Source organism: Embleya sp. NPDC025285, from assembly GCF_055558835.1.
Window position 1 is genome coordinate 119,303 of record NZ_JBVHLU010000003.1, and the last position, 24,980, is coordinate 144,282.

The 24,980-nt window shown below is 71.1% G+C and carries 24 protein-coding genes and 2 pseudogenes; 11 read left to right on the forward strand and 15 right to left on the reverse strand.

What is annotated here, in order from left to right; translation table 11 throughout:
- Positions 1-179: 179 nt before the first annotated feature.
- A pseudogene (locus ACZ4FV_RS03310) lies at positions 180-278 on the reverse strand (excalibur calcium-binding domain-containing protein); the annotation flags it as partial.
- 34 nt (positions 279-312) lie between these two features.
- Here ACZ4FV_RS03310 and ACZ4FV_RS03315 point away from each other — a divergent pair.
- From ACZ4FV_RS03315 to ACZ4FV_RS03335, 5 genes and pseudogenes are all read left to right on the forward strand, one after another.
- Positions 313-816 carry a hypothetical protein gene (locus ACZ4FV_RS03315; protein WP_465321751.1) on the forward strand — a complete coding sequence of 168 codons (504 nt, stop codon included), beginning with the start codon at positions 313-315 and terminating at the stop codon, positions 814-816.
- 104 nt (positions 817-920) lie between these two features.
- Entirely contained in the window at positions 921-2,324 is a 1,404-nt protein-coding gene (locus ACZ4FV_RS03320; RefSeq protein ID WP_395865738.1) for a wax ester/triacylglycerol synthase family O-acyltransferase, read from the forward strand.
- Positions 2,325-2,472: 148 nt separating this feature from the next.
- Positions 2,473-3,441 carry a prolyl aminopeptidase gene (pip, locus tag ACZ4FV_RS03325; protein ID WP_465321708.1) on the forward strand — a complete coding sequence of 323 codons (969 nt, stop codon included), beginning with the start codon at positions 2,473-2,475 and terminating at the stop codon, positions 3,439-3,441.
- A gap of 177 nt (positions 3,442-3,618) precedes the next feature.
- Positions 3,619-4,398: an alpha/beta fold hydrolase gene (locus ACZ4FV_RS03330; protein WP_402232281.1), complete on the forward strand. Its 780-nt coding sequence runs from the start codon at positions 3,619-3,621 to the stop codon at positions 4,396-4,398.
- Between the two features lie 277 nt (positions 4,399-4,675).
- A pseudogene (locus ACZ4FV_RS03335) lies at positions 4,676-4,738 on the forward strand (hypothetical protein); the annotation flags it as partial.
- Between the two features lie 199 nt (positions 4,739-4,937).
- Here ACZ4FV_RS03335 and ACZ4FV_RS03340 read toward each other — a convergent pair.
- From ACZ4FV_RS03340 to ACZ4FV_RS03355, 4 genes are all read right to left on the reverse strand, one after another.
- Positions 4,938-5,444 carry a MarR family winged helix-turn-helix transcriptional regulator gene (locus ACZ4FV_RS03340; protein WP_395865742.1) on the reverse strand — a complete coding sequence of 169 codons (507 nt, stop codon included), beginning with the start codon at positions 5,442-5,444 and terminating at the stop codon, positions 4,938-4,940.
- Positions 5,445-5,555: 111 nt separating this feature from the next.
- Positions 5,556-6,230 (reverse strand): cupin domain-containing protein, encoded by a 675-nt coding sequence (locus ACZ4FV_RS03345; protein ID WP_465321709.1) that lies wholly within the window; start codon positions 6,228-6,230, stop codon positions 5,556-5,558.
- A 72-nt stretch (positions 6,231-6,302) separates the two neighbouring features.
- Positions 6,303-8,246 carry a hypothetical protein gene (locus tag ACZ4FV_RS03350; RefSeq protein WP_465321750.1) on the reverse strand — a complete coding sequence of 648 codons (1,944 nt, stop codon included), beginning with the start codon at positions 8,244-8,246 and terminating at the stop codon, positions 6,303-6,305.
- A 339-nt stretch (positions 8,247-8,585) separates the two neighbouring features.
- Entirely contained in the window at positions 8,586-8,789 is a 204-nt protein-coding gene (locus tag ACZ4FV_RS03355) for a hypothetical protein (protein ID WP_395865746.1), read from the reverse strand.
- A gap of 652 nt (positions 8,790-9,441) precedes the next feature.
- On the opposite strand from ACZ4FV_RS03355, the gene ACZ4FV_RS03360 reads away from it, so the two are divergent.
- Positions 9,442-10,209, forward strand: a complete 768-nt coding sequence (locus ACZ4FV_RS03360; RefSeq protein WP_395865927.1) for a ZIP family metal transporter — start codon at positions 9,442-9,444, stop codon at positions 10,207-10,209.
- Between the two features lie 163 nt (positions 10,210-10,372).
- On the opposite strand, the gene ACZ4FV_RS03365 is transcribed toward ACZ4FV_RS03360, so the two are convergent.
- The 4 genes from ACZ4FV_RS03365 to ACZ4FV_RS03380 all read right to left on the reverse strand — a co-directional run bounded on the left by ACZ4FV_RS03365 (position 10,373) and on the right by ACZ4FV_RS03380 (position 13,935).
- Entirely contained in the window at positions 10,373-10,645 is a 273-nt protein-coding gene (locus ACZ4FV_RS03365) for a hypothetical protein (RefSeq protein WP_465321710.1), read from the reverse strand.
- Between the two features lie 622 nt (positions 10,646-11,267).
- On the reverse strand, positions 11,268-11,672 hold the full coding sequence (locus ACZ4FV_RS03370; protein ID WP_395865750.1) for a VOC family protein: 405 nt from the start codon (positions 11,670-11,672) through the stop codon (positions 11,268-11,270).
- Complete coding sequence (locus ACZ4FV_RS03375; RefSeq protein WP_402232286.1) at positions 11,669-12,100, reverse strand: DUF3995 domain-containing protein; 432 nt, start codon at positions 12,098-12,100, stop codon at positions 11,669-11,671. Before ACZ4FV_RS03375 ends, ACZ4FV_RS03370 begins: the two co-directional genes overlap by 4 nt.
- 818 nt (positions 12,101-12,918) lie before the next feature.
- A complete protein-coding gene (locus ACZ4FV_RS03380) occupies positions 12,919-13,935 on the reverse strand; it encodes a pyridoxal-phosphate dependent enzyme (protein WP_402232288.1) in 1,017 nt (338 codons plus the stop codon).
- 257 nt (positions 13,936-14,192) lie between these two features.
- Between ACZ4FV_RS03380 and ACZ4FV_RS03385 the strand changes: the two genes are divergently transcribed.
- The 3 genes from ACZ4FV_RS03385 (at position 14,193) to ACZ4FV_RS03395 (ending at position 16,179) form a co-directional block, all read left to right on the forward strand.
- Entirely contained in the window at positions 14,193-14,720 is a 528-nt protein-coding gene (locus ACZ4FV_RS03385) for a hypothetical protein (protein WP_465321711.1), read from the forward strand.
- Between the two features lie 784 nt (positions 14,721-15,504).
- Positions 15,505-15,960 (forward strand): hypothetical protein, encoded by a 456-nt coding sequence (locus ACZ4FV_RS03390; RefSeq protein WP_465321712.1) that lies wholly within the window; start codon positions 15,505-15,507, stop codon positions 15,958-15,960.
- A gap of 54 nt (positions 15,961-16,014) precedes the next feature.
- On the forward strand, positions 16,015-16,179 hold the full coding sequence (locus ACZ4FV_RS03395) for a hypothetical protein (protein ID WP_395865759.1): 165 nt from the start codon (positions 16,015-16,017) through the stop codon (positions 16,177-16,179).
- Between the two features lie 264 nt (positions 16,180-16,443).
- Here ACZ4FV_RS03395 and ACZ4FV_RS03400 read toward each other — a convergent pair whose 3' ends face one another.
- Positions 16,444-17,211: an alpha/beta hydrolase gene (locus ACZ4FV_RS03400; protein ID WP_465321714.1), complete on the reverse strand. Its 768-nt coding sequence runs from the start codon at positions 17,209-17,211 to the stop codon at positions 16,444-16,446.
- Positions 17,212-18,227: 1,016 nt separating this feature from the next.
- Between ACZ4FV_RS03400 and ACZ4FV_RS03405 the strand changes: the two genes are divergently transcribed.
- A complete protein-coding gene (locus ACZ4FV_RS03405; protein ID WP_465321715.1) occupies positions 18,228-18,593 on the forward strand; it encodes a YrdB family protein in 366 nt (121 codons plus the stop codon).
- Between the two features lie 877 nt (positions 18,594-19,470).
- Here ACZ4FV_RS03405 and ACZ4FV_RS03410 read toward each other — a convergent pair.
- The 4 genes from ACZ4FV_RS03410 to ACZ4FV_RS03425 all read right to left on the reverse strand — a co-directional run bounded on the left by ACZ4FV_RS03410 (position 19,471) and on the right by ACZ4FV_RS03425 (position 22,819).
- Positions 19,471-20,391 (reverse strand): anti-sigma factor RsbA family regulatory protein, encoded by a 921-nt coding sequence (locus ACZ4FV_RS03410; RefSeq protein ID WP_395865765.1) that lies wholly within the window; start codon positions 20,389-20,391, stop codon positions 19,471-19,473.
- Positions 20,388-20,729: an STAS domain-containing protein gene (locus ACZ4FV_RS03415; protein ID WP_395865766.1), complete on the reverse strand. Its 342-nt coding sequence runs from the start codon at positions 20,727-20,729 to the stop codon at positions 20,388-20,390. The genes ACZ4FV_RS03410 and ACZ4FV_RS03415 overlap by 4 nt, the downstream gene beginning before the upstream one ends.
- Positions 20,730-20,789: 60 nt before the next feature.
- Positions 20,790-21,905 (reverse strand): phosphotransferase, encoded by a 1,116-nt coding sequence (locus ACZ4FV_RS03420; protein ID WP_465321716.1) that lies wholly within the window; start codon positions 21,903-21,905, stop codon positions 20,790-20,792.
- 155 nt (positions 21,906-22,060) lie between these two features.
- Complete coding sequence (locus tag ACZ4FV_RS03425; RefSeq protein WP_465321717.1) at positions 22,061-22,819, reverse strand: alpha/beta fold hydrolase; 759 nt, start codon at positions 22,817-22,819, stop codon at positions 22,061-22,063.
- A 290-nt stretch (positions 22,820-23,109) separates the two neighbouring features.
- On the opposite strand from ACZ4FV_RS03425, the gene ACZ4FV_RS03430 reads away from it, so the two are divergent.
- Positions 23,110-23,946, forward strand: a complete 837-nt coding sequence (locus ACZ4FV_RS03430; RefSeq protein WP_402232389.1) for an undecaprenyl-diphosphate phosphatase — start codon at positions 23,110-23,112, stop codon at positions 23,944-23,946.
- Between the two features lie 262 nt (positions 23,947-24,208).
- Here the strand turns inward: ACZ4FV_RS03430 and ACZ4FV_RS03435 are convergent, their stop codons facing one another.
- Positions 24,209-24,958 carry a hypothetical protein gene (locus ACZ4FV_RS03435; protein ID WP_465321718.1) on the reverse strand — a complete coding sequence of 250 codons (750 nt, stop codon included), beginning with the start codon at positions 24,956-24,958 and terminating at the stop codon, positions 24,209-24,211.
- Positions 24,959-24,980 lie beyond the last annotated feature (22 nt).

Here is a 24,980-nt window from a genome sequence, read left to right on the forward strand (position 1 = left end):
CGACTCGCCACGCTATCGCCCTTCCACCCTCACCCGTTCGCCCCCCCGCGCTCGAAGACATCCTGCCGTGTCGGACCGACCGACGCGAAGGCGGTCGGTGGGGTCGAGCCGGTCGGGACGGCTGTCGGGACGCGGGCCTGCAGGCCGGCCCGGACGCCGCTCGGGCGCTGGCGGCCGGGTCATTCGCAGGCGACTCCGTCCCCGTCGCGGTCCAGGTGGGGGCCGTAGCCGGGATCGCCGCGGCGGATCGGCGCGGCACCCGCGGCCCGGACCACCGTGCAGTTCTTGTAGTAGACCGCTCCGCCGCCGCCGGTGCTGCTGCCGTCGCTCGTGCTGCCGTTCGCACCGGAGCCGCCGGTCGAGCGGGTTCCGGTCGAGCCCGTGCCGGAGGAACCCGTGCCGGAGGAGCCGCCGACCGTGGAACCGCCCGACGCGGAACCCCCGTTGGAACCGCTTCCGCTCGCTCCGCCGCCCGAGCCGGTTGCGTTCGAGCCGCCGGGCACCGGCGCCGGAGCAGTGCTGAGCGGTGCCGTGGCCTTCGGCGACGTCGTACCGGGCGCCTTGCTGCTCGGCGACGCCGAACTCGGCAGCGCGGACGTGGCCGGCGGCGTGCTCGCCGGCGCGGTGCCGCTCGGCGACGACTTCGGCCGATCGGACTTCCCGCCGCCGTCCCCGTCGCATCCGGTCAGGGTCAACATCAGGGTCAAGGTCAACGCGACGGTCCCCGGAAGCAGGACGGAAGCGGTTTTCGGCAGACGAACGCCCGATATGCGCATGTGCGAGTTCCCCCCTCGATACGTGCCGTCCGGACTCTAGTCCCCTGCGGGCCGGCCGCTCCGGCGATCCCCGAATCGCGCACGGCCCGTGACGTTTCGGCAGAAATCTGGACCCCGCCTCGGGGCGCGACCTAACGTGCCTGGATGGACCGATTGAGCGCGATGGATGCCGGGTTCTACTTCGTCGAGGACGAGAACGTGCCCATGCACGTCGGATGCGTCCTGGTCTTCGAGGGGCCGGCTCCGGCCTACGGCGACGTGATCCGCCTGTTCGTCTCGAAGCTGCCGGACGTACCGCGCTACCGCCAGCGGGTACGCACGTTGCCCCTGCACCTCGGGCGGCCGGTGTGGGTGGACGACGACCACTTCCAGATCCTCTACCACGTGCGGCACACCGCGGTTCCCGCGCCGGGCGGCGCGGATCAGGTGCGCAACCTCGCCGGTCGGCTGTTCGCGCAGCGGCTGGACCTGAGCAAGCCGCTGTGGGAGGTCTGGCTCGTGGAGGGCCTGGCCGAGGGCCGCTGGGCGATCATCTCCAAGGTGCACCACTGCCTGATCGACGGCGTGGCCGGCACCGACCTGCTCCAGATCCTGCTCGATTGGCGCGAACACCCCGAACCGGCCGAGCCGGTCGACCCGGATCCATGGCTTCCCGAGCCCGCGCCGAGCACGTTCGACCTGATCACGGACGGTCTGCGGGACGCCGTCGCGGCCCCGGTCAAACACCTCGCCGCGGTGCCGGCACTGGCCCGGGAGATGCGCAGCGGATCGGAATTGGCGGACATCGTGCGAGCCCTGGCCGGCAGCCTGCCCGGTACCGCCCATCGGCTCCTGGAGACATCGGCGGGCTCGCTCAACGGCTCGATCGGCCCGCATCGGCGGTGGGTCTGGGCCGCCTCCGACATCGCCGAGATCAAGCGCGTACGCAAGGAGTTCGGCGGCACCGTCAACGACGTGATCCTCACCGCGATCACCCGAGGATTCCGCGATCTACTGGCGGCACGAGGGGAGTTGACGACGGATCAGGTGGTCCGTTCGCTGGTCCCGGTGTCGGTGCGCTCACCGCGCGAGCGCAACACGTTGAACAACCGACTCAGCGCGATCCTGGTGAACCTGCCGGTCGGCGAGGACGATCCGGTGGCCCGACTGGCATCCGTGCGGGCACAGATGGACGACCTCAAGCGCAGTCGACAGGCGGCCGGCGCGGACGTGCTGACCGGTCTGGGCAACTTCGCCGCACCGACCCTGCTCGCTCTGGGCTCGCGCACCGCGCTGCGCTTCCCGCAGCGCTTCCTCCAGACACTCACCACGAACGTGCCGGGGCCGCGGGTGCCGCTGTACATGCTGGGCCGACCGCTCGCGGAGATGTACCCCTACGTGCCGATCGCCAGCACGATGCGGATCAGCGTCGGAATCTTCTCCTACCTGGACCGGGTGACCTTCGGCATCAACGCGGACTTCGACGCGGTCCCCGACGTCCAGGTGCTCGCGGACGGAATCCGGGCGGGTTTCGAGGAGTTGGTGGCGGCGGCGGACGGGACGGGCTGAGCGCGCCACGGGGTGTGGGCGCTCGCGGTCCGGGGGCGAGGATCGCCGATCCGCAACGGCCGGGCGGCCCTCGTGATGTGCTGGGTCACGTCGATATCCGTTCGTGTGGTCCACCCGAAGACCACACCACCGAGCCGGGGGGATCCCCATGCGCACGATGTATCCGGCCGTCGAACCCTACGACCAGGGCATGTTGGACGTCGGAGACGGCCAGTCGATCTCTTGGCGCCGGCACGGGACACCCGGCGCCAAGCCGGCCGTCTTCCTGCACGGCGGGCCCGGCGGCGGCTGTCTGCCCGACCACGTCCGGTCGTTCGATCCGACGCGCTACGACGTCCTGCTCTTCGATCAGCGCGGTTGCGGCCGAAGCACACCACATGTGAGCAGGTTCGACACGGACCTGAGCACGAACACCACCTGGCACCTGGTCGCCGACATCGAGAAGCTACGCGAACTCATCGGCGTGGAGCGATGGTTGGTCTTCGGCGGCTCGTGGGGCAGCACGCTGGCGCTGGCCTACGCGCAGACCCACCCGGAACGGTGCACCGAGCTCGTCCTGCGCGGCATCTTCACGATGCGGCGTGCGGAGTTGGCGTGGTTCTACCAGGGTGGTGCGGGGATGTTGTTCCCCGAGGCTTGGCAGGAGTTCCTCGCGCCCATCCCGGAGGACGAACGCGGCGACCTGGTAGGCGCGTTCCACCGACGACTGAACGACCCGGACCCCAAGGTCCGCGAGGAGGCGGCCCTCGCGTGGAGCGCGTGGGAGGGCTCGTTGCTCGCGCTGCTGCCCCGGCCGGATCTGGTCGATGCGCACCGGCAAAGGGAGTTCGCTCTTGCCTTCGCCCGAATCGAGAGCCACTACATCGCCAACGCCGGCTTCCTGGAGGAGGGTCGACTGATCCGCGACGCCGACCGACTGCGGCACATCCCGGGCGTGATCGTGCAGGGCCGCTACGACATGTGCACGCCTCCGGCCACCGCGTACGACCTGCATCGCGCCTGGCCCGAGGCCGAACTGGTGATCGTCCCGGACGCGGGCCACGCCTCCTTCGAACCGGGCATCACGCACCACTTGATCGAGGCCACGGACCGCTTCGCGGGTCGGGATGTGGGCTGACGTGCGCGCTGCGGTGTGAGCTGCCAGGTGAGCCGAGACGTGAGCCCGGGGCGCGCGGGATCGGGGTGAGGTCAGGTGCGGGGTGGGCCCGGGTTCGGGTCGGGCGGAGTAGGGCCCTGCCGGCTCACACTCCCGGCCGGGTCGTGAGGCGTGCGTGCTGCCCGGGAGAATGTGCGGATGAGCGCTTCTCGTGACATCCTCACGCGCCCGGCCGCCGGGCCCGACCGCACGCTGCGGTACGGCCCGGCGGAGGACCACGTCATCGACCTATGGCAACCCGCGGCCCAGCCGCGCGCGCTCGTGGTGGTGGTGCACGGTGGGTATTGGCGGGCCGAGTACGACCGCAAGTACACGTACCCGATGTGCGTCGCGCTGGCGGCCGAGGGCTACGCGGTCGCGAGCGTGGAATACCGGCGCGCCGGGCAGCCGGGCGGCGGACGGCCCGGGACGTTCGAGGACGTCGCGGCCGCACTCGACCTGCTGTGTACGAAGTCCGAGCAGCCCGTGGTCCTGCTGGGGCACTCGGCGGGCGGGCACCTGGCGGTCTGGGCGGCGCTACGCGACCGGGTACCGGCGGGCGGTGTCGGATGGCTGCCCGCGGCTCCCCCGATCGCGGGCGCGGTCTCGTTGGCGGGCGTCCTCGACTTGGACGCGGCCCTGGCCCTGGACCTGGACGACGGCGCGGCGGCGGAGTTCCTCGGCGCGGACCGCTCCGAGGCGACGCTCGCGCAGGTGGACCCGGTGCGGTTGGCCGCGGGCGGCCTGGGCGACCGTCGGCTGATCCTGCTGCACGGCGACGCCGACGAACAGGTACCGATCGCGCTGGGCCACACCTTCGCCGCGGCATCTGACCTACCCCTGCGGGAGTTGCCCGGCATCGGCCACTTCGAACCGGTCGACCCGCTTTCGGCGATCTGGCCCGAGGTCACCCGGGCGGTCGGGGAACTCGCCGTCTGACAGGCCCGGTTGAGCCGATCGCGGCAGGCGGTGTGGGTGCTTGGGCGTGGGTCGGGGCGGGACCGGGGCGGTGGGTGCCGCGTTCGGCGCGCGGCCGTACCGTGCCCGCCACCGCCGCACCATCGGCAATTCGCCGGCGGTACCCCGGCTCGCGCGACACCGAACCGCTTCGCGGCCGGCGCCGGTGGCGGTCGCGCTGTCCGCCGACGCCGGGCCGGGTAGGCCGTATCGCTAACTTGCCGCCGTCCTGGCCACGATCGCGCGCTCCGCGGTCACCCTGCTCGGCGGCTCGGATGCCGCCCGGGTCAGGGAGTGCGAGGCGCCGACCTGTACCCGGCTCTACGTGGACGCGTCCCGGCACGGCAGCCACCGCCGGCGCGCGACACGCACGGCGGCGGCAACCGCGCCAAGGCCGCCACCTTCCGCGCCCGGGTCCGCGACGACCAGCCCACCACGGCCGAGCCTTGGCCTTGGGCCCCGGGCCTCGGGCTTCAAGCGGCCGAGCGCTCGGGCCCGCCCGGGCACCCGTCCGTACCTGTCTAGCCCTGCGCGCCCAGCGTCGAGGCGAGGATCCGCAGCGCCTTGTCGACCACGTCCCGATCCGCACCCGCGATCGGCTTCAGCAGCCCGTCGAGCGCTTCGATCCGCGCCCGCATCGCCGCCCGAGCGCACACGCGCCCGCGCTCGGTGAGACAGACCAGGACCGAGCGGCCGTCGTCGGGATTGGGCCGGCGTTCGACCAGTTCCTTGCGCGCGAGCCGGTCCACGCAATGCGTCATCCCGCCCGACGAGTACATCACCAACGGTTGCAGCTCACGCAGGGTCAACCCCGGCCGATCCCGCCGGGTCGCCAACACCGCCAGCACCATGTACTCCGGCGCGGTCAGATCCAGCGCACCGATGCTGCGCCGGTCGAACTCCTCCATCGCGATCATCGCCTGATGCAGGCGCACCACGAACCCGACCGAGGACGCCTCGACGTCCGGCAGTACCGCCGACCACGCCGCCACCACGGAATCGGCGTAGTCGGACTGTGCATCACTCACGTCGTACTCCCTGGCAGCGTGCCGGGCCCCGCCCGGAGGACGGAACCGGGTCCCGGCGGCCACCGTAGTATCGGCGACCCGCTCTCGGTCGCGGCATCCGGAAGTCCCCGCTCACAACATCCGGAAGTCCTCGAACGAGAACGCGGGCGAGACCACGCACGACACCAGCACCTCGCGCTCCGACACCGGCCGGGCCGCCTGCCACACCCCGGGCGGGATCAGCACCTGCGGCTGCTCGCCCGCCGCCACGTCCGGGCCCAGCAGAATCCGGGTCGGCTCGACGTCCGGCGTCTCACCGTCCCCACCCAGGCGCAGTTCGAGCGGCCCGCCGCGATGCCAGAACCACAACTCGGCCGACCTGACCACATGCCACGCCGATTCCTCCCCCGGGCAGAGCAGAAAGTAGATACCGCTCGCCGTTTCGCGCGGCCCCGAGTAGCCGGGCGGGGTCAGACTCACACCGCTGCGCCACGTTTCCCGGAACCAACCACCCTCGGGATGCGGCGTGAGATCCATGACCCGGGCCAGATCCGGCGGATCGAGTCGCGGACGGACGGAGGGGGTTCGGTGGGGGGTGGCGTCGGGCTCGGTGCCCTTTGCGGGCTCGGTGCCTTTGGCGACCCTGGCGGCTTCCGTTCCGGCCCCGGCGTCGGCGTCGGCGTCGGCGTCGGCTTTGGCCCTGGCTTCGGCTTCGGCTTCGGCCCTCGAAGCCGAGTCGGCTACCGATTCGGATACGTCGTCGGATTCGGGGCCCGATTCGGGGTCCCATTCGGACGCGACGGACATGTGCGCTCCCTCGGCTTGCGTGGGTTCCGGCGCCGGACACGGCCGGAACCCACACCCTCACACGAGTGAGTGCTATCCCGCAGGCGCCGTGCACGGCGCGCCGCCGCACACGTCCACGACCCGCCCCGTGGCCAGGAACTCCGCCTTCTGCCGCCGGGCCACCGGCGAGTTGCGCGGGTCCGAGTGCGGGTCGCGCCCGTACTCCGGCCCGATGGGCGGCGTGTTGGTCACCGGCGGCGCGGGCGACCCGCTGTCCCACACCACCAGCGCGGACCCCCGGTACGGCTCGCGCGGCAGCGGCCGGATCCCCCAATAGGGATCCCGGTCCGGGTTGCGACCCGGCGCGATGGCCGGCTCGTGGATGCGCGCACCGATCGTCCGCGCCTCGATCTCGGCGGTCACCGTGGACACCTGATGATCACCGAAGGCGATCTGCATGAGCACCTGATGACGCGGCGTACGCGGCAGCGGACTGTGGTCCAGGCCGCTCGCGTAGCCGTTCGTCTCGCCTCGGTCCCACAACATCTGGAACAGCGACAACACCACCTGCTGGTCCAGCTTGTCCGGATGCGTGGCGTCCAGGATCTGCCCGTACGGCCCGAAGTCCGAACTGCGGTTGAGCAGGACGCTGTAGTTCATCCCGGTCACCCCCAGCACCCCGCGCTTGGCGTCCTGGGACACCGCGATCAGCGATCCGCCGAGGATGCCGCCCTGGCTGTTGCCGTCGTAGACCAGGCCCTTCGCGATGTCGATCAGCGGCCGGCCGTCGTCGGTACGAAAGGCCGGGTTCGCCGTGAAGCCACGCTCGTGGATCATGTCGCGGCCCAGGAACAGCGCGTTCAAAAAGCCCTGTTGGGTACGGTCGGGCACCGCCCCGAAGCTGCCGAGGTCGGCGAGGGCGCGGGCCACCGTGGGCAGATCCTCGTCCGCCATGCCGATCCACTTGGTCGCGCAGAACGTGATGCCGTGCTCGGCGGCCATCGCCTTGACGTTCCCGCCGCCCACCTCGTTGTTGCTGCCGAGCAGACCGTGCCCGTACAGGGATGCCTGCGACGGCGCCTCGAACGCACCGCGCGGAATCTCACAACGAAACTGCGCCTGCTGGGTGTTGCCCGGCAACTGGCGAGGCAGGCCGTCCCGGCCGAGGTTGAGCGTGGAACCGGTGGGGCCGCCGGGGCGGTTCAGATAGCTGGGTACCGTGACCGTCCCGGTCACCTCGCGAGCGATCCGCGAATCCTGTTCCCGGGTCAGGTTCTTCACCCCGGTCACCGCGAACTCCGGTGCCCGATCACCGAGTCGTCCGAACGCGTCGTCCCGCATCCGCAGCATGCCGGCGGTCAGGTTGCGTTCGCCGGCGACGGTGAAGTCCCAGGCCAGGTACAGTCCGCGACGATCCACACCCGCTCGGTCGAGGCGATCCAGCACGGGACGCAACTGCGCCTGGCGCGCCGCCAGCGGATCGCGGCGCGGCAGAGTACGGCCGGCGATCCTGGCGAATGCGTCGGGCGCGGGGATCATCCGGTTGTCGGCGCCGCGCAGATTGCGCAGGCCGACGACGTAGCGATGGCCGGGGACGAAGTTCTTGGCCGGGTGTACCAGCAGGGCCTGGCGGGCCGGATCGGTGGCGTTGGCGTCCAGTTCCGCCCAGTAGGGCCACCGTTCACCGGTCTGGGTGTCGAGGATGACGATCGGGGCGTTGCGCGCGAGCGACGCGCCGACGTCGGTGACCGGGGCCGCGCCGCTCTTGCCGAGGTCGACACCGGGAATCCGGGTGATCAGCGTCGAGCCGGGCGAGAAGCCGTCGTTGCGGTTCCAGGCGTCGGGCGTCGCGCCCTTCGGCATCATCTCCGCCTTGAACGCGACCCGACGCCCGGTGTCGGCACGCCGATCAGCCTGGGTGAACCAGTTGTTCGGGAACGGCAGCAAACACGCGGCCGGATCGATCGGATCGCAACCGGGTTCACCGGCGGGAGGGTTCGGGTGTGCTTGCGCAACGGGTGACACCAGGAACGACATCAGCAGGGCGGCCACGGCGACGACGGCCGCAGCCGGCAGCCGACGTCGAGGACGGTGCGCGGTTCGGCTCACTATTCCTCCAACTCCTACGGCGAGGGCTGTGCAGGAATATCCACCGACATCTTGCAGTGTGGACGGCACGAGGGGAACGGGAATCGGGGGTGGCTCGTGGGGATGGCGGTGGGGGTGGGGGTGCCGATGAGCCGTGGCGGGTGGGGATGCGCTGTGGCGGGTGGGGTGTGCCCATGGACGCGAGCGTGCGCGTTCCCCGCCGCGAAGGTCGTGACGGGGAACGCGTGGATTCGGTTCGGATCGGCTGTTTTATCAAGTGCCGGTCGGTCAGACCTTGACGAGCTTGCCCGGCTCGACCGATACCTCGACCGTACGGAAGCCGCCGGCCAGACCGCGCAGTGTGAAGCACACGTCCGCACGGCCCATCGTGGTACGCACGACCACTCCCGGTGCGCCTGCCGGGACGGTCTGCCTGGTGAAGCCGCCGATTTCCAACTTGGCCTGGACCTTGTCGCCTACATTCACATTCATCGTTCCGTTCTCCCCGTTGCGTACATGGCATGGGTCGCCCACACGCCTCGCGGCTCATTGGGGTCGCCGAAGTCGCGCGGCGGCGGGGTGGCACGGAGTACGGCTCGCCTGGGACCGGGCCATCGGCTTGCTTGCCGGGCGGGGTCGTTCGGGCGGCCGTGACCAGAATACGGGGGCCGTCCGCACGTTGGCGCGTGTATTTCGGGGCCGCGGTCCCCTCTCTTTCACTGCCGGTGCCCGTTTGTCGCCGCGTGTGGACTACAGGTACACGGTGCGTACTCGGACGGCGGTGCTTCGCACCAGAGGTGAATCTGCCGCCGCCGGGCGGGCGGAAGGGTGAGGCGGACGGGGTGCGGGTGGGGCGGACGGGGTGGGGAACGGACGGGCGGGCGATCGGCCGGGTGGACAGGCAGCCGGGTAGGCGGCCGGATGGGACGGGGGCGGGGCAACGAGCCGGCCCCGTCAACTCGGCTCGACGCAACCCGACTTACCTGACTCCGGCAGGCGTGTGCGCGGCGTGGACGACCTATGCGTGCCACTCGGACGGCGCAATCACGGACGCGTACGGGCCTCCACTCAACGACGATTGACCGATGACGCCGACGCGGGTGAAGCCTCCGAATCCTGGTTGGGCGCCTGGGCAGGCGCGGCCATGACCGCCGTACTGATCGCCGCCGGCGCCTTCCTGATGACCCTGCTCGGCGGCTGGGTGGCGCAACGCATCGGCGACCGCCGGCACCTCGTACTGGGCCTGGCCGCCGGGCTGATGCTCGGCGTGGTCGCGTTCGACCTGCTGCCGGAGGCGCTTTCGGCGGCGGGCGATCGGATCGGCGGCGTACCCCAGGCGTTGCTGATGTTCGTACTCGGCTTCCTCGTCCTACACGTGATCGAGCGCTCGGTGGCCATCCACCGGGCCCACGAGGGCGAGTACGCCCCGCACGCCCACCACCACGGCTCGACCGCGAATCCGGACGGGCCCGCCAAGGGCATCGGCCTGACCGCCGCCGCCGCGTTGGTGGGGCACAGCGTGATGGACGGCTTTGCGATCGGCGCGGCCTTCCAGGCCGGTACGACCGTCGGCACCACGGTGGCCATCGCGGTCGTGGCCCACGACTTCGCGGACGGCTTCAACACGTACACCGTCACCCGCATGTACGGCAACGACCGCCGCCGAGCCCTGACCCTGCTCGGCGCGGACGCCGTCGCCCCGGTCGCCGGCGCGGCGATCACCCTCGCCTTCACGATCCCCGAACACCTCCTCGGCCTCTACCTGGGCTTCTTCGCCGGCTTCCTGCTCTACCTCGCCACGGCCGACATCCTCCCCGAGGCCCACAGCCCCCACCCATCGGGCTCGACCCTGCTCTGCACGATCGCGGGGGTGGCCTTCCTGTGGCTGGTCATCGCGCTGGCGCAGCACTGATCACCTGAGTGCGTTGGTCGGCCCTTGCCCCGCTCGGCCGGTGTCGGCTCGGGGCGAACCGGGCCCACCAGGCCCGGCGCAGTCGTCGCTGGTGTTGTTGCAGCTGTTGCCGTTGCCGTGGTCGTGGTCGTGGTCGTGGTCGTTGGCATCGTCGTTGCCGTCGTCACCTCGGCAGCTCGGCGGTAACGTCCCACGGCCCGCGACCCATCAGTCCAGCGGTGAGGTGGACGGCGACTCGGTGAATGAGTGCGGTCTTGTCGAAGGCCGGTGGCCGGTCGACCTTCCCGTCCCGGCATCGGCGGTCGGCGATCCGGTCGGCGGGCTGCGGGAGCTCGGCGCGAATCCCGCGTCTGCGCAGGTGCGCGAATCGGGCGCGGGACGAGCACGCCCTGTCGGGCAGCACGATCGCGCGCCGGGCCACCGAGGGCACGGCCATCGCGTGTGGGAAGGCCGGCGCGTCGCCGACCCGGCCGAGCGTGAGAACAAATCCCGGAGCCTGAATCGGCCATCGAGCGCGAAACGAATCTTCGCGGTCGACTCGGAGCGCCTTCGGCGTCGGCTTGAGCGAGCAGGGCGGCGGAGGCGCGTTTCCGGGTGTCGTCGATCGCCCACATCCGCGGCCTGCTTTGGGCTCCGTTCCTCGACCGATGTACTCCGGGAGTTCCGCCCGTGGCTCCGGTCCGGTACGCGAACGCGTCGATCACCCGCCGGTGATCGCTCTGGCACTCACTCCGCCGAAAGCGCCGGTCCGGCAACATCGCTCCAATCGACCAACGGTTGGATGATCGATGAGAAACGGCCTGGGTCCGGCCCGGAGCCGGATCGGGGTGAAATCGAGTCGCTCCGAGGCCGCCACGAACGTCGCACCTCTGACAAGGCGGCGACCGCTACACCCCGAGCCCGTCCTCGCGTGCGGTCGGTCTCCGCCTGGCTGCGGGCGGTGCCGGCGACGCGGCGGTACGGGCCACCGAACCACGTACGCGGAGCCAGGCTCGCCGCGACCGCCCATCCATCCACCCACCCGTCCGGTCAGCGCACAGCACCGCACGGGGCGTCGTTCATCGTGTCGGACCGGTGCGCTCGATCAGGTCCCAGCGGTTGCCGTACAGGTCCCGGAAGACCGCGACGACGCCGTACTTCTCCCGTCGCGGCGGCTCCTCGAAGACCACGCCGGCGGCAAGCATCCGAGCGTGTTCCCGGGTGAAGTCGTCGGTGTACAGGAACAGCCCGACCCGCCCGCCGGTCTGATCCCCCACCCTGGACCGCTGCTCGTCGTCCACCGCACGCGCCAACAGCACCGCGGCCTCGTTCGGCCCCGTACCGGGTGGCGCGACCACGACCCATCGCTTGCCGTCCTCCATCGGACTGTCCTCGCGCAGGTCGAACCCGAGCGCACGCGTATAGAACGCGATGGCCTCGTCGTAATCCCGCACCACCACCGCGACCAGCCCGAGCCGATTCATCGGCCACTCCCGCCGGCCGAGACCGCCGAGCCGACCGCAAGAGCGAGGCACAGCGGCGAGTACGCCATGCGATCGAGACGGCGAAAGCGATCCGACGACGATCCCGGCGACAGCAGATCGGTCCGTCCGACCAGGCCGACCACACCGCGCAACCCCAGTACGCCGGCCACCCCGAACGCCCCGAGCCGAACCACCGCCGGCTTCCTCCTCGGCCGCCCGGCCACCAACAGCGCCGCCGTACCCAGCGCCCCCGCGGCAGCGAAGCAAGCCGCCGGTCCGGGCACACCCGGCTGCCCGACCACCGCATCCGCCAGCGACACCCGATCGGGCAGCGGCCACGACGACCCCAGCCCCCACGCAACATGCAACCCCGCGATCGCGGTCAAAGTCCCGACCGACATCCGCACGGCAATGCCCTCGATGGTCATGCGCCCCAAGCTACCTGCCCCCACCCTCACGTCCCCCGCCCCGGGTCGCCAACGAACCCGACACCACCCCTGCGACACGACCGGTCCGCCATGCACCAACTCTGCGCGCGGACACGAACGCCCGCATCGGGCCGAGCCGGCGCCGAGCCGCGCGCCGAGAACCACCCCACGCCCACGAATATCGGCGAAGCCCCACGCGAAGCCGGCCTCACCACATCCACCCGAACCCACCCGCCGACCTGCGCGGAGCACCACCTCGGCGCCCCCTCGAACAGCCTTCGGAGCCGGTATGGCCCACCCGGGGCCGACGTCGACAGTCCACCCAGTCGGCTGCCGGTTGGGGCGGCCGGCCGACGTATCGGGACAACGCCCACCTCAGCGCTTCGGCCCACCCGAACGGATCGAACCGCACCCGCATCGACCCGGCAGGACACGCGCAATCGGCATGTCCCCTGAACTGGACCCAGCCCACTTTGCGTCGGCCCCCGCAGAGCAGGCGTGTCGGCAGTCCACCCGGCCAACCGCCCATCGGCCGGCCGGTCAGGACAACGCCCACCGCGACACTCCGACCCACCCGAACGCAGCGCGGTCCAATCCCGCGCCCGCATCAACCCGACCGGACCCCACACAAGAGGCCCACCCTCTCGGGACGCCCTTCAGGGTCGACATATCCCACCCTGCGTCGCCGATTCCCCATCGACCGAATGCCGGCCGCACCGACCAGGCATCAGCCCGCGGATCCCCGAAGTCCCCGGCCCAGTCCTCGCCGAGTCCGACCGGCCCGGCCCGACTCGGCCCGACCCCGGCCTCGGCCCCACTCAGCCCGCCGATCCGGCCGACCCCGCCCGCCCATCGCCCGCCTTCAGGCCGGACATCGCCCTCCCGAGCGTCGTCGGGTGACCGAAGAACCCGGGCAAGCCACCCGTATGCATGAAGATCGTGCGCCAACCGGGGCGGACCTCGCCATCCTTGACCGCCGCGATCAGCCCGGCCATCGCCCGCCCGGTGTAGATCGGGTCGAGCACGATGCCCTCCGTACGCGCCGCCAGAGTCAGCGCCGCCATGGACGCCTCAGTCAACGTCGCGTACCCATCACCGACTTGATCCAGCCGCACCCGCAACGAAGCCCGCGCGCAACGTGCTTCGTCCCGAGTCGAGAGCAGCCCGTGTACGGTCCCGGCCGGATCGTCGACGGCACCACAGTGCACACCGAGCACACGTTCGGGACCCAACTCGTCGACCAGCCCCGCCATCGTGCCGCCGGAACCCAGCGCCACCACGACGACATCCAACTCGGGCGCCTGACCGATGAGTTCCCGCCCGCACTCCACGTACCCTCGCGCACCGAGCACACTCGACCCACCAAACGGAAGCACCATCGGAACGCCCCCACGCTCGCGCAACCGCGCGGCCACCTCCCCGGCGACCGCATCGAGCTCCGCCCGCCCGACGTCGCCCGCCCATACGACCGTGGCGCCGAACAACCCGTCGAGCGCGATGTTCCCGGACGCCGAGGCCCCGCCCGTACCCGCCAACACGAGCACGACATCAAGCCCCAGCCGAGCACCTGCCGCCGCCGTCAACCGCGCGTGATTGCTCTGCGGTGCCCCCGTGGTCACCAACGTCGTGGCCCCGGCGGCAACCGCCGCACCACACGTCCACTCGAGCTTCCGCACCTTGTTACCGCCACCACCCAGACCGGTGAGGTCGTCCCGCTTGACCCACAAATCATCCGCACCGAGCCCAAGCGCCTTCGCCAACCTCGGCGCGGGTTCGAGCGGCGTCGGCCAAGTCCCGAGCAGCACCCGCCGAGCCATCCGACCCTCCGAACCCATCACCATCACCCCTCACCACGGCGTCACCACGGCGTCACCGCAGCCAGCCGCGGCCGTAGCCATAGCCATAGCCATGGCCATAGCCATCGATCGTGCCACGACAACATCCCTCGGCACCCCCGGCACGCTGCCGACCGTCCCTGCCCGCTCCGAATTCCAAGTCCCCACACCGCCGTCCACATCCTCGTCCCGCTGCCAAATTTCCGCTGTGGGCGGACCTCCTTGCCATCAGCCAACATCGGCGTAAGTTGAATTACATGATTACAACCAAGCAAGAAGCCGTACGAGGTTGGTTCACCGGCCGCCTCCCCGAAGGACTGTTCACCGCCCTCGTCGATGTGACCGTCGACCGCGAGGAAATCACCGTCATCGGCCGCATCCCCGAACCGGAACTCGCCGACGACGTCTCCACGGACGAACGCGACGCCGCCCTCGACGGCCGAATCGCCGAATTCCGCGAACGCACCCGCGACGACCGCATCGCCATAGCCCGCGAAGCCGAGCGCCGCTTCGGCCGCAAGGTCTCCTGGGGCGTCGAATGCGGCGGCACCCGTGCCCTCTTCACCACGGTCTCCGTACCGGTCATGACCCGCCTCCGCCAACCCGAACGTCAGGTCCTCGACACCCTCGTCGCCGCCGGCGTCGCCCGCAGCCGCAGCGACGCCCTGGCCTGGTGCGTACGCCTCGTCCAAGGCAACACCGACACCTGGCTCAACAACCTCCGCGACTCCCTCGAAAACGTCGAACGCGTCCGCGCCCAAGGCCCCGACACCCCCACCCCCTAACCCACCCGCACCCCGCCCCCGCCCCCACCCCCGCGAGCCACACCCCACCCACCCCGGCACGGACCAAACCACACAACCCCCGCAAAGCCATCCAAGGCACGCGCCCAACCGAGATCGACGCCGGAGCCCCCACCCGAGCCGGGGCGGGAGCCGAGTTGGGGCGGGAGCCGAACCGGGGCGAAGCAGGGTCGAGGCCCGGGCCGGGACTGGGGTTGCAGTCGAGGTCGGGGTCGGGGCGACGGTCTGAGCCGGAGTCGTCGCCGGCGCCAGGGTCGGGCCCGAAGCGGAGGCCGATGTCGGAGCCCGAGCCGGGGTCAGGTAGATGCCGGGGTCGTGGCCGGTGCCCACGTTGGAGTCTTGGCCGGGCGCCAGAGCCGGAGTCGGGGCTCGGAGCCAGAGCCGGAGCTGGGGTCGGACCCGGAGTTGGGGCCAGAGTCGGGGCCGGTCCCGGGCCAGAGAACGGGACCGGGGTCAACTCCATGGGCACGCCTTGCGAGCAACCGAATTCCGGAACGCGATGCGGTGTCGATGCGTCCCAAGATCGTGGGCTCCGCTGGGAGCCGACCCGACCGACCCATCCCGTCCCATCCCGTCCCGTCCCGTCCCGTCTCGATCCGATCCGATCTGACCCGTCCGTCCGTCCCGACACAACGCCGCACAAGACCGGAGAACCTCCGTGCCCCTCTTCCGTCGACGATCGAACGAACTCGGCCCCAGGAGCGGTGGCCGGGCGATCGCCCGGCAGGCCCGGGAACGAGCCGACGCGGGCAGAGAGCGTCCCGCGATGGTCAGCGCCCACACCGCGTACGACCTGCTCACCGAAGACTTCCCGACGCCCGATCCCTTCGCCACCGCAGACGCCTTCGTCGACTGCGCCTCGGCGTTCACCACCTTCGGCAACCACGGCATGGCCTTCCGCTGCGTGGTCGGCGCCATGGCGGAGGTGGGCCGAGTACGCGACGACGAGCCCGAAAACGGTCTCGCGCAGGCCCGATTCGGCATGCTCGGCTACGCGGCCTACACATCGGGCGTGGCCGGCGGCGTGGCCGCGTCCGAACTCGTGGACCTCCTCGAGGTCACCGTCCGGGCCCTGACAACCGGCTCGGACCTGGATTTCGCCGACCCCGACACCCTCATCGAAGCCGCGAAGGCACTCGCGGACCGCTACGAGGAGAACGGCCGCCCCGACGACGTCGCAGCCATCCGACGAGTAGCCGAAGGCATGGCCGAACTGGACTGACCCACCACACCAGCCACGGGGCCAATACCAAGAAGCGAATTCGATTACGGCGGCGTGCTCTTCCTGGATCCCACGTACCACTGGGGCATCCGGCTCCAAGGCGCAGGGGCCTACGAGCGCTGGCTGACCTGGCAAAGGCAGGACACGCACGCACGCGCCGCCTTCGGCCCGCTCGTAGACCACACCTGGACCCCCGACAACCAGGTGCGACCGGTCTGATTGCGTGTCGCACGCAGCCTTCGGCTCGGCGGATGGTCCAACTCCGCACAGGTCCAGGTCCGCCCAGGTCAGGTGACGTGTCTACGACCAAGTGGGATGGCAAAGGACAGGCGCCGGCCGGCACCGCAATCCCACCACCAACGCGGCCAGTTCACCCCAAGCCCGTCCTTGACCCCTATCGCTCGCGGCAGCCTGGAGCCGGCGGCCCATGTGCCAAGTACCACGTGCGTGACGAGTGTCGCCAAGGCCTGTTATTGCAGGCGATCATGGCCTAGCCCCGTGCGCGGCGGGCGGCGGGCGGCGGGCGGCGGGCGGCGGGCGGCGGGCGGCGGGCGGCGGGCGGCGGGAACCAGTCTGGCCAAGCAAGTCCGCGAACAACGCGGGGCGGCTCAAGAACGGGTGATGGTCCGTCGGGATCTCGATCACCTGATCGGCCCGGGCAGCCCGCTCCCGCTGCCAGGCAGCCGACGAACCACGATCCTCCGTACAGACCACGTACGTGGAGGGCACGTCCTTCCACGCGGCGACGCTCGGACTCTGGCCGAATGCGGCCAACGACTGCGGCACGAGCCGACGCACCGCCTCGGCGACGATCACCTCGTCGTCGCATCCCTGAAGGAAGACCTCGGCGGCGGTCTCGGGCCGGGCGGAGATCGTGCCGTCGCTCCCGACCTCCATCCAAGGCGCGGGCTCCGGCCCGGCGAAGTGCGCCAGGGTCTCGCCCGGTTCGGGCATCACCGAGGTCACGTACACAAGGTGCCGCACCGAGCCCAGACCGGCCGCAGCCTCCGACACGACCATGCCGCCGTACGAGTGGGCAACCACGATGGTCGGCTCATCGCTCCCCTCGAGCACAGCCCGCGTCGCCGCGATGTCGTCGTGCAGGTCTCCCAGCCCGGCCACATTCCTGCCGGCACTGGTCAGTTCGACCGCCTGCGTATCCAGCCAATGCGCCGCAAGCGGCTCCACCATGCGATGCCACCACCACGCACCATCCACCACGCACGCGCCGTGTACGTAGACCACCCTCACCTGAGAACCTCCCCGTCGGCCCCAACCCGCCGCTCATGCGGCTTCCCTCAAGATCAGCACACTGATGGGTCTCTCAGGATCGGATTCCGCCACCGGCGGATTCCGCCATCGGCACAAGCCTTCCAAGGCCCCAAGCCACCACACCCTCCAACCAAACACCCCGCGAGCACCCACGCCCCCCAGCTGTCCAAGACCACCGCTCCACATCAAGACCACCGCCCACAAACGAGAACACCGCTCTCTCACCTCAAGCCCGCACCCACCCACCCACCCCGCCACGCGTACCGATCACCACCCTCCCCAGGCCTCCCGAACACCGCTCGCCATCGCGATCACCGCTCACAACTCAGAGCACTGATCTCCTTTCGGAGCACGCGACCGAATCGACGTCACCAGTCGCACCCCAAATCCACCCAAGCGAAATCCGCACGCACGCTCAGCAGCAAGTCCAGCCCAACTCAGTCCGGCCGCGAGCGAAAACCGATCTTCAATGAGAGCGCCGGCCGCATACGAGAGCACTGATCTCGCTTCGGAGCACCTCTCCGGACCCAAGCTGTACCGACAAGCCAACCGCCCACCCCGCGAACCGACCGCTCTCAACCCATCCGCACCTTCACCCCGGGCAGCAGGGTTGGCCGTCGGGCCGACATCGACAAAGGCCGCCCCGGCAAGCCGAACGGAGCAACGAAGCAGGCCGAGGCGAGCCGCACCGCCTGGGCCTCGTTGTCCGAACCGCGCCTCGAAGTGGGCGAGCCCAAGCGCCAGAGACGCCAGGACGAGCGAGGCAGAACCAAGGCCGGTGCGGCCGGTGGGGTGGACCGGACGGGTGGGTGCCCGGCGCCGACAGACCTCGGCGCCGCAGAGGCTCGGCGCGTTGTGATGGGCGATTCGTTCATGCGGGCATTGGGCGAGAGCAGTGAACTCAAACGAGAGCAGTGCTCTTGACTTGGAGCAGTGGACGCAGAATGATGCTCTCAGACGAGAGCGGTGCTCTCGTTTTAGACGGGGAGGCTCGCGTGATCGTGCTCTACTGGACCGCCATGGTGGCGCTGTTCTTGGCCGAACTGGCTGTCGTGGGGGCCACTGCCTACTGGGGATTCACCCTTGGTGCCGGCTGGCCGGTCCGGGTTCTGGTCGGGTTGGCGGCGCCCTCGGTGATGATGTTTCTGTGGGGGCGGTTCGCGGCCGCCAACAATGCGGACGCGTTGACGGGCCTTGCGCGCATCCTGTTCGAGATCGCGTGGTGGGGGACCGGAATTGTGGCGTTCATCGCCGCCGGGCTTCTCCCGGGCGCGATCGGCGTCGCCGTCGCCCGCCTCACCGGCCTTGCCGCCCAACGCAGCAAGGCCCATACGCAGCGCGGTGCGGGAATGTCCGCCTGACTCTCGACCCACGTCCTCACCGTCCTCACCCCGCCCGGGGCCCCCGCCCGGGGACCCGACACCATCACGCCACGCACCAGCAGGCCCGCCCCACGAGGGCTCTTGGGCCGTTCGGCGAGGGAGACGTTGCCGGTTGCCCGCAGCTTCGCCTTGGCGCGACCACCACACCACCGAAGGCCGACCACCCCGCCGAAGGCCGGCGGCCCGGCGGCGATCGGCGCCGACCCGGTGACGATCCACCGGGCGTGCGGCAGGCCCTGCGGTCGATGCCGGCCACCGGGTTCCGTTCTCGTGCGACGAAGCCGGGATGGTGGCCCCACCGCGTCGGCCGGGCCAGGGATCACGTTTGACCCAGGTGATCGGCCCCGGCGTGGCATCGAGGTACGACCGGGCGGTCTGCGGGGCGGCTCGGGAAGGCGGTCCTGTTGTCCAAGCCGCCGGCGACGTTCCGGCGGTACTCGTCACGGAGGAACTGCTGCTCGCACATCGCAGGAGTACGCCCGCCAAGAGGAGCGGTCCGAACAAGCCGGGCGGCCGGCTTGCGGCATTGACGCCACGTCGACGTGATCCCGAGCAACGAACGCCGCCCGGCGCAGGAAGCTCGGGATCGCCAGAGCCGGCCCCTCGCCCCACCACCCCGGCCGGACCGGCCCGCTCCTACCGTGCCGGTCGCAACCGCACCGTCGTCGCCCACCCTCTCCGTCGAGCGGATTGCACCAAGTCGCAGAACCGGTCGGGTGCCCGGCGATGTCAGCCGGCGAGAAGTCGACGTGGAGCCCGCCCCGGCCTCACAGCCGCCCCACCCACCCCCACCCGGCCCACCCCACCACCCCCCACCCGGCCCGCCCCGCCTCGGCCGGCCAGGGCCACCCCGCCCCTACCGTGCCAGGCGCACCCGTACCGTCGTCCCCGCGCTCTCCGTCGAGCGGATCTGTACCAAGTCGCAGATCTGGTTGGCCATCCAAAGGCCCCGGCCGCCGTCTTGGTCGGGGGTGGGGCGGTGGCGGCCGGCGAGGGGGTCGGTGATGTGGCCGGTGTCGTGGATTTCGCAGACGAAGGAGGCGTCCTCGATCCAGACGGCGAGCGTGCCGTGGCCGCCGCCGTGCACGATGCTGTTGCCCGCGATCTCGCTCACGGCCAGGATCGCGTGGTTCACGTGGGCGCGCGGCGCGTCGGCCAGGGTGCGGCGGACCAGCGCTCGGACGCCGGCCAGTTCGCCGGAGCGGAACGTCAATCGGTCGGCGTGCGCGGGTGCGTCCGGCAGGGCGGGGCCGAGCAGGGTCGCGGCGTAGTCCTCGGTGGCGGGGTTCATCCCGTCGCACTCGGCCGTGGCGGTCAGCACGCGCGGGTGCGAGTGCCCCACCCCGTCGATCACTTCCGCATCCAGCGCGGACATGTCGTACGGACACAGCAGTTGCCATGCCACGCCGTCGAACGCGAGGTTGAGCAGGGCCTCGTGGTGTCGGCACTCGACGATCTCCTGGGCGCTGCGTCCGGCCCAGATCGGCTCGCCGATGCCGCGGAACACGCGTGCGCCGTGGTGTTCGGCCCAGTCCTGCCAGACCGGGATGATCCGGGCCGGGTTGCGACCCACCCGCTCCATGTCGATCCAGGCCACCCGGTCGGCGTCGGCGCCGAGTTCGTCGCGCAGCGCGCCGGCCCGCGGTTCGATCACCGCGACGCCGACCGCCTCGTCGTCGGCCAGCCCGGCCCGGACGAAGCCGGCGGTACGCTCGACGAACTCGTCGATGCCCGCGTAGAGCAAGGCGTCGTGCCGGAACATCGTGGCCGTCGTCATCGGGTCGTCACCTTCTCCAATACCAGGCCGGGGACCCGGTCCCATCCGGCGAGCCGGACGAGCACGCACAGTTCCTCGGAGGCGCGATGCAGGACCAGGCGCCTCCCCGGCTGAATCCGCAGGGCGGTCTCGACCAACGTACGGATGCCGGCGACGTCGATGAAGCGTAGCGACGACACGTCCACGTAGAGGTCACCGGTACCGCCCGCGCTCTGCGTGACCAGGGCCGAGCGTACGTGCGCGCAGTTGTCGAGGTCGACCTCTCCGAACAGGCGCACGCCGAGCGGTGGTGAGGTTCGCTCCACTCGGAGCACCCCATCCGCGTAGTCGACGCTCATGCACGCCCCTCCCGTCCGACCGTCCTCGGCGACTACCCGACATCAGCCGTCCGACACCGCTCACCCCATGCGTCGCCGCAGCCACGTCAGTGCGCCGTGCGCCTGTGCCCGCTGGAACGGCCGCAGTGTCGGCAGTCCGGGCGGAGCCGGGCGCAGACTGCTCTCGGCGAAGAATCCCGCGGCGGCGGCCAGCACGGTGGTGATTCGGTCCGGATCCACCCGCCGCGCCGCCAGGTGCGCCTCGATCAGATCGATGGCCGGATCGCCGTTGTGCATGATCACACTCGGTGCCATCACGACCACGTCGAACCACGCGGCGCCGATCACCGCCCACGGCCAGTCGACGAACACGACCCGGTCCGGGGTGAGCAGGATGTTGTCCGCGCGCAGGTCGCAGTGTACGAGCGCGGTGCCCTCGGCGGCGCTCTTCCAGTCGGCCGCTCGGGCGGCGAGCCGGTCGACGTTGGCGCGGGTCCACGGCCCGAACGGTTCGGGATCGAAGCCCCGCCGCCAGGCGCCGAACGTCTTGGCGAACGCCTCCGCGATCGTGGGCACCTCGATCGGGGACGGGTCCATGCCGGCGGTGAACTCGGAGTAGGCGGTCAGGACCCGTGCGAGGTCCTCGAGGCGCCACGGTTGGACCGGCGTGTGGCCGTCGATGTCCTCGAACACCAGCGCCACCCAGTCGTCGAGGTCGATCACGGCAAGCAGGTTCGGTACGGGGGCGGCGGCCGGGAGCGCGGCGGTGATGCGGGCCTCGGTGCGGTGCAGATCGGGCGTGTCCGGGTTGGCCTCGGTGCCGACGGCCTTGACGAACGCCCGCCGCCCGTCCGCGAGTTCGATGCGGGCGGCGACGCCCGGCGAGAATCCGCCGAGCTGGGTGACGGCGCGGGTGACCGGTGCGCCGAGCCGGGCCTCGACGGCGGCACGCAGCGCGGCCGGCGCGGCCTCCCACGACATGCGGACGCCGGCGGCTACGGGAGGGAGAGGAACGCTCGGGGTCGCCGCGCCCACCCGATCCGGTTCCGACACCCCGGTCTCCCGGCCTGCCCTACTCCCGCTGCCGGCCCCACTCCCGCCGCCGGCCCGACCCACCCGACCCACCCGACCCACTCCCCCCGTCCCCTCGGCCGCCGCCGTCGTACCGACCGACTCGCCCACGCTCTCATCGCTCATGCCCATCAGGATTTCGACCCCACTCGCCCCGGGCAACCACATATCCACCCGCACCGCCGAAACAACGCGCCCACACCGGGCGGGCCCAGGGGCGTGTCTTCACCCCCGCCCGGCGGCGTGTCCTCACTCCCCCGCCTCGCGGGGCCCGACGCCCCCTACTTCTGCTCCGCCAAAAACGCCGCCACCGCCCGGGCCATCGCCACCGGCTCGTCGTCGTGGATCCAGTGCCCCGCGTCGGGGAACTCGACCAGTCGCGCGCCCGGCCGCCGGGCGACCATGTCGCGCGCGAGGCCGGCCGGGAGCAGCGTGCTGTGGCCGCCGCGCAGCACCAGGGCCGGGACGGACGAGCCCAGCCAGTCGGACCACCAGTCGCCGATGGCGCCCTCCTGTACGGCCATCATCTGCTCCCAGTCGAACAGCAGCCGGTAGCCGTCGCCGTCCCGCTCCGCGCTCTGCATGAAGTAGCCCGCGTCGGGTACGCCCCGTGCCCGGATCGCCTCGGACAGCTCGGCGCGCGTCGGCGCCGCGCGCGGCCAACCGCGGACGTCCAGGATCGGCTGCTCGATCTCGGGCCGGCGCATCACGGGACCGACGTCCTCGACGATCAGCGCGCGGACCAGGTTCGGGTCCTGGGCGGCGAGCCGGTACGCGGTGATGCCGCCGAGCGAGTGGCCGAACAGGACGACCGGGCCGGCGTCGAGGTCACGGATGAAGTCGGCCGCGTCCGCGATGAAGTCCTCGTGTCGGAACGGGCCGGGGTGTGGGTGTCGGCCGTGGCCACGCTGGTCCGGTGCGACGACTCGGGCCGCGCCCGCGAGTTCGACGGCCATGCGGGTGAAGATCGCGCCACGACCGAACGAGCCGTGCAGGGCGACGAGCGTGGGGCCCCGGCCGCCGAAGTCGAGATATCGCATCGACCCACCCTCTCAAACACCCCCACACACCGACCGAAGCCATCCGGGACGACGCCCCCGACCGCCCGCGCCCGCCCTCAGCCGACCCCGACTGCCCCGACTCTCCGACCGCCCACCACCCGCACCCCAGGCCACCTCGGTCGATTCGCCCGCCGATGCGTATCGGCGGCGCGGCCGTTACCGTTCCGTCCAATTTCGGCCATGTGACGTCCACCTGACGCACCGTGGGCCGCCGCTACCGTTGCCGGCATGATCCGCATCCCTCTCACGTCCCTCGGAGTCGTCCGGTGATCGGTTGGTTCGAGGCCGTTGTACTCGGCTTGGTCCAGGGGCTCACCGAGTTCCTGCCGATCTCCTCCAGCGCACACCTGCGCATCGTGTCGGCGTTCGCCGGCTGGGAGGACCCGGGTTCGGCGTTCACCGCCGTGACCCAGATCGGGACGGAGACCGCCGTCCTGATCTACTTCCGCAAGGACATCGGCAACATCGTCGGGACCTGGGTGAAATCGCTGTACACCCCGTCCCTGCGCGGCGAACTCGACGCGCGCATGGGCTGGTACATCATCGTCGGCACGTTGCCGATCGGGGTTCTGGGCCTGGTGTTCCAGGACACCATCGAGACCACGTTCCGCGACCTGCGGCTGATCGGCACGACGCTGATCGTGTTCGGTCTGATCCTGCTGTTCGCGGACCGGATGGCGTTGAACAACCGAGGGATGGACAAGCTCAACGGCAAGGAGTCGTTGATCTACGGCTTCGCGCAGTCGCTCGCGCTGATCCCCGGCGTCTCGCGCTCGGGCGGTACGGTCACGGCGGGTCTGCTGATGGGATACCGGCGCGAGGTCGCGGCGCGGTACTCGTTCCTGCTGGCCATCCCGGCGGTGCTGGCCTCCGGTGGGCTGGAGTTGTTCAAGATCGGCGAGGGGCCGGCACCGGCGTGGGGGCCGACGATCCTGGCCACGGTGGTCGCGTTCGTGGTCGGCTACGCGGCGATCGCGTGGTTCCTGAAGTACATCAGCACGCACAGCTTCACGGTCTTCGTCGCCTACCGCGTGCTGCTGGGCCTGGTCGTCCTGGGCCTGGTCGCCTTCGGCGGATTGGAGCCGACGGCAGGATCCTCGGAGTAGCACGCGCCACTCCTGCCCGGAGCGGCCTCATCTGCCTCCCACCCGCTCCGACCACCCGTTCCAACCCACCTGGTCCGACCCACCTGGTCCGACCCACCTGCTCCAACCCGGCCGCCCGGGCCCGTCGCGCGAACCACTACGCACGACAGGCCCGGGCGTCTCGCGTCATCCGACCGACCGTACGAGGAGCGCCGCGTCGCGCAATCGCCCCCTCGTCCCGGTGACCCGCCCGCCCCGCTCACCCGCACGCCCGTCCCGTTGCTCACTCGTCGCCGAGCATGGCGAAGGTGAAGGCCAGTCGGCGGTCGATCCAGGGGGCCAGGACGCGGACCGGCTGGTAGCGGCCGTTCGTTGTCATGACGAGGTCGCCCGCGGCCTTCCAGGCGAGGACGCGTGGGCGGACCGGGCCGATGGAGCCGTCGGGGCCGGAGAGCAGGGTGTCGAAGGTGAGGCTGAGCGCGGTGTCCGCCGTGTGCGCCGCCAGCCTGCGCGGATCGGTCGTGGCGAAGAGGTTGCGGCCGACGATCTCGGGGTGGCCGGGTTGGTCGATCCGCCACGTGTGCTTGAGCAGGCGACGAGCGGGCGGGATCCGGCGGATGGTGCCGACGAGTTCCCCGTCGGGGGCCCGGACCCGGTCGTGGCGTACGTCGTCGATCGTCTCGGCGGCGTCCAGCGTGCAGAGCAGACTGCCGTCCGGCAGGTACAGCGAGCGGCGGTCGTCACCGGCGAACGCGCAGGGGGTGTAGAAGGCGTCCGAACCGCCGCCCCGGAGGATCCGGATGCCGACGGTCGAACCGGGTGTGGGCGTGGCGGAGCGGGACTTCGCGGAGGCGAGCGAGCCGTACCTGAACGCGGTGACGCGCTGCCAGTCGGTCGGATCCTCGGAGGTCGGGGCGGCGTCCGCCTCGTGCACCGGCGTGCCGGACGCGTTCGACCCGGAATCGGCGGAGTCCGGCCTCGACTCCGGCCCCGACTCCAACCCCTGCCCCGGCTCCGGTTCCGGTATTTCCACCGATTCCGTCGCCGGCGAAGCC

Excerpts from the sequence above, each read along its gene's own strand:
- ACZ4FV_RS03320 (WP_395865738.1), top strand. The coding sequence starts at position 921 with ATGGACCGATTGAGCGCGATGGATGCCGGGTTCTACTTCGTCGAGGAC.
- pip (WP_465321708.1), top strand. The coding sequence starts at position 2,473 with ATGCGCACGATGTATCCGGCCGTCGAACCCTACGACCAGGGCATGTTG.
- ACZ4FV_RS03330 (WP_402232281.1), top strand. The coding sequence starts at position 3,619 with ATGAGCGCTTCTCGTGACATCCTCACGCGCCCGGCCGCCGGGCCCGAC.
- ACZ4FV_RS03345 (WP_465321709.1), bottom strand. The coding sequence starts at position 6,230 with ATGTCCGTCGCGTCCGAATGGGACCCCGAATCGGGCCCCGAATCCGAC.
- ACZ4FV_RS03350 (WP_465321750.1), bottom strand. The coding sequence starts at position 8,246 with ATGTCGTTCCTGGTGTCACCCGTTGCGCAAGCACACCCGAACCCTCCC.
- ACZ4FV_RS03355 (WP_395865746.1), bottom strand. The coding sequence starts at position 8,789 with ATGAATGTGAATGTAGGCGACAAGGTCCAGGCCAAGTTGGAAATCGGC.
- ACZ4FV_RS03360 (WP_395865927.1), top strand. The coding sequence starts at position 9,442 with ATGACCGCCGTACTGATCGCCGCCGGCGCCTTCCTGATGACCCTGCTC.
- ACZ4FV_RS03365 (WP_465321710.1), bottom strand. The coding sequence starts at position 10,645 with ATGGCCGTGCCCTCGGTGGCCCGGCGCGCGATCGTGCTGCCCGACAGG.
- ACZ4FV_RS03370 (WP_395865750.1), bottom strand. The coding sequence starts at position 11,672 with ATGAATCGGCTCGGGCTGGTCGCGGTGGTGGTGCGGGATTACGACGAG.
- ACZ4FV_RS03375 (WP_402232286.1), bottom strand. The coding sequence starts at position 12,100 with ATGACCATCGAGGGCATTGCCGTGCGGATGTCGGTCGGGACTTTGACC.
- ACZ4FV_RS03380 (WP_402232288.1), bottom strand. The coding sequence starts at position 13,935 with ATGGGTTCGGAGGGTCGGATGGCTCGGCGGGTGCTGCTCGGGACTTGG.
- ACZ4FV_RS03385 (WP_465321711.1), top strand. The coding sequence starts at position 14,193 with ATGATTACAACCAAGCAAGAAGCCGTACGAGGTTGGTTCACCGGCCGC.
- ACZ4FV_RS03390 (WP_465321712.1), top strand. The coding sequence starts at position 15,505 with ATGGTCAGCGCCCACACCGCGTACGACCTGCTCACCGAAGACTTCCCG.
- ACZ4FV_RS03410 (WP_395865765.1), bottom strand. The coding sequence starts at position 20,391 with ATGACGACGGCCACGATGTTCCGGCACGACGCCTTGCTCTACGCGGGC.
- ACZ4FV_RS03415 (WP_395865766.1), bottom strand. The coding sequence starts at position 20,729 with ATGAGCGTCGACTACGCGGATGGGGTGCTCCGAGTGGAGCGAACCTCA.
- ACZ4FV_RS03420 (WP_465321716.1), bottom strand. The coding sequence starts at position 21,905 with ATGAGCGATGAGAGCGTGGGCGAGTCGGTCGGTACGACGGCGGCGGCC.
- ACZ4FV_RS03425 (WP_465321717.1), bottom strand. The coding sequence starts at position 22,819 with ATGCGATATCTCGACTTCGGCGGCCGGGGCCCCACGCTCGTCGCCCTG.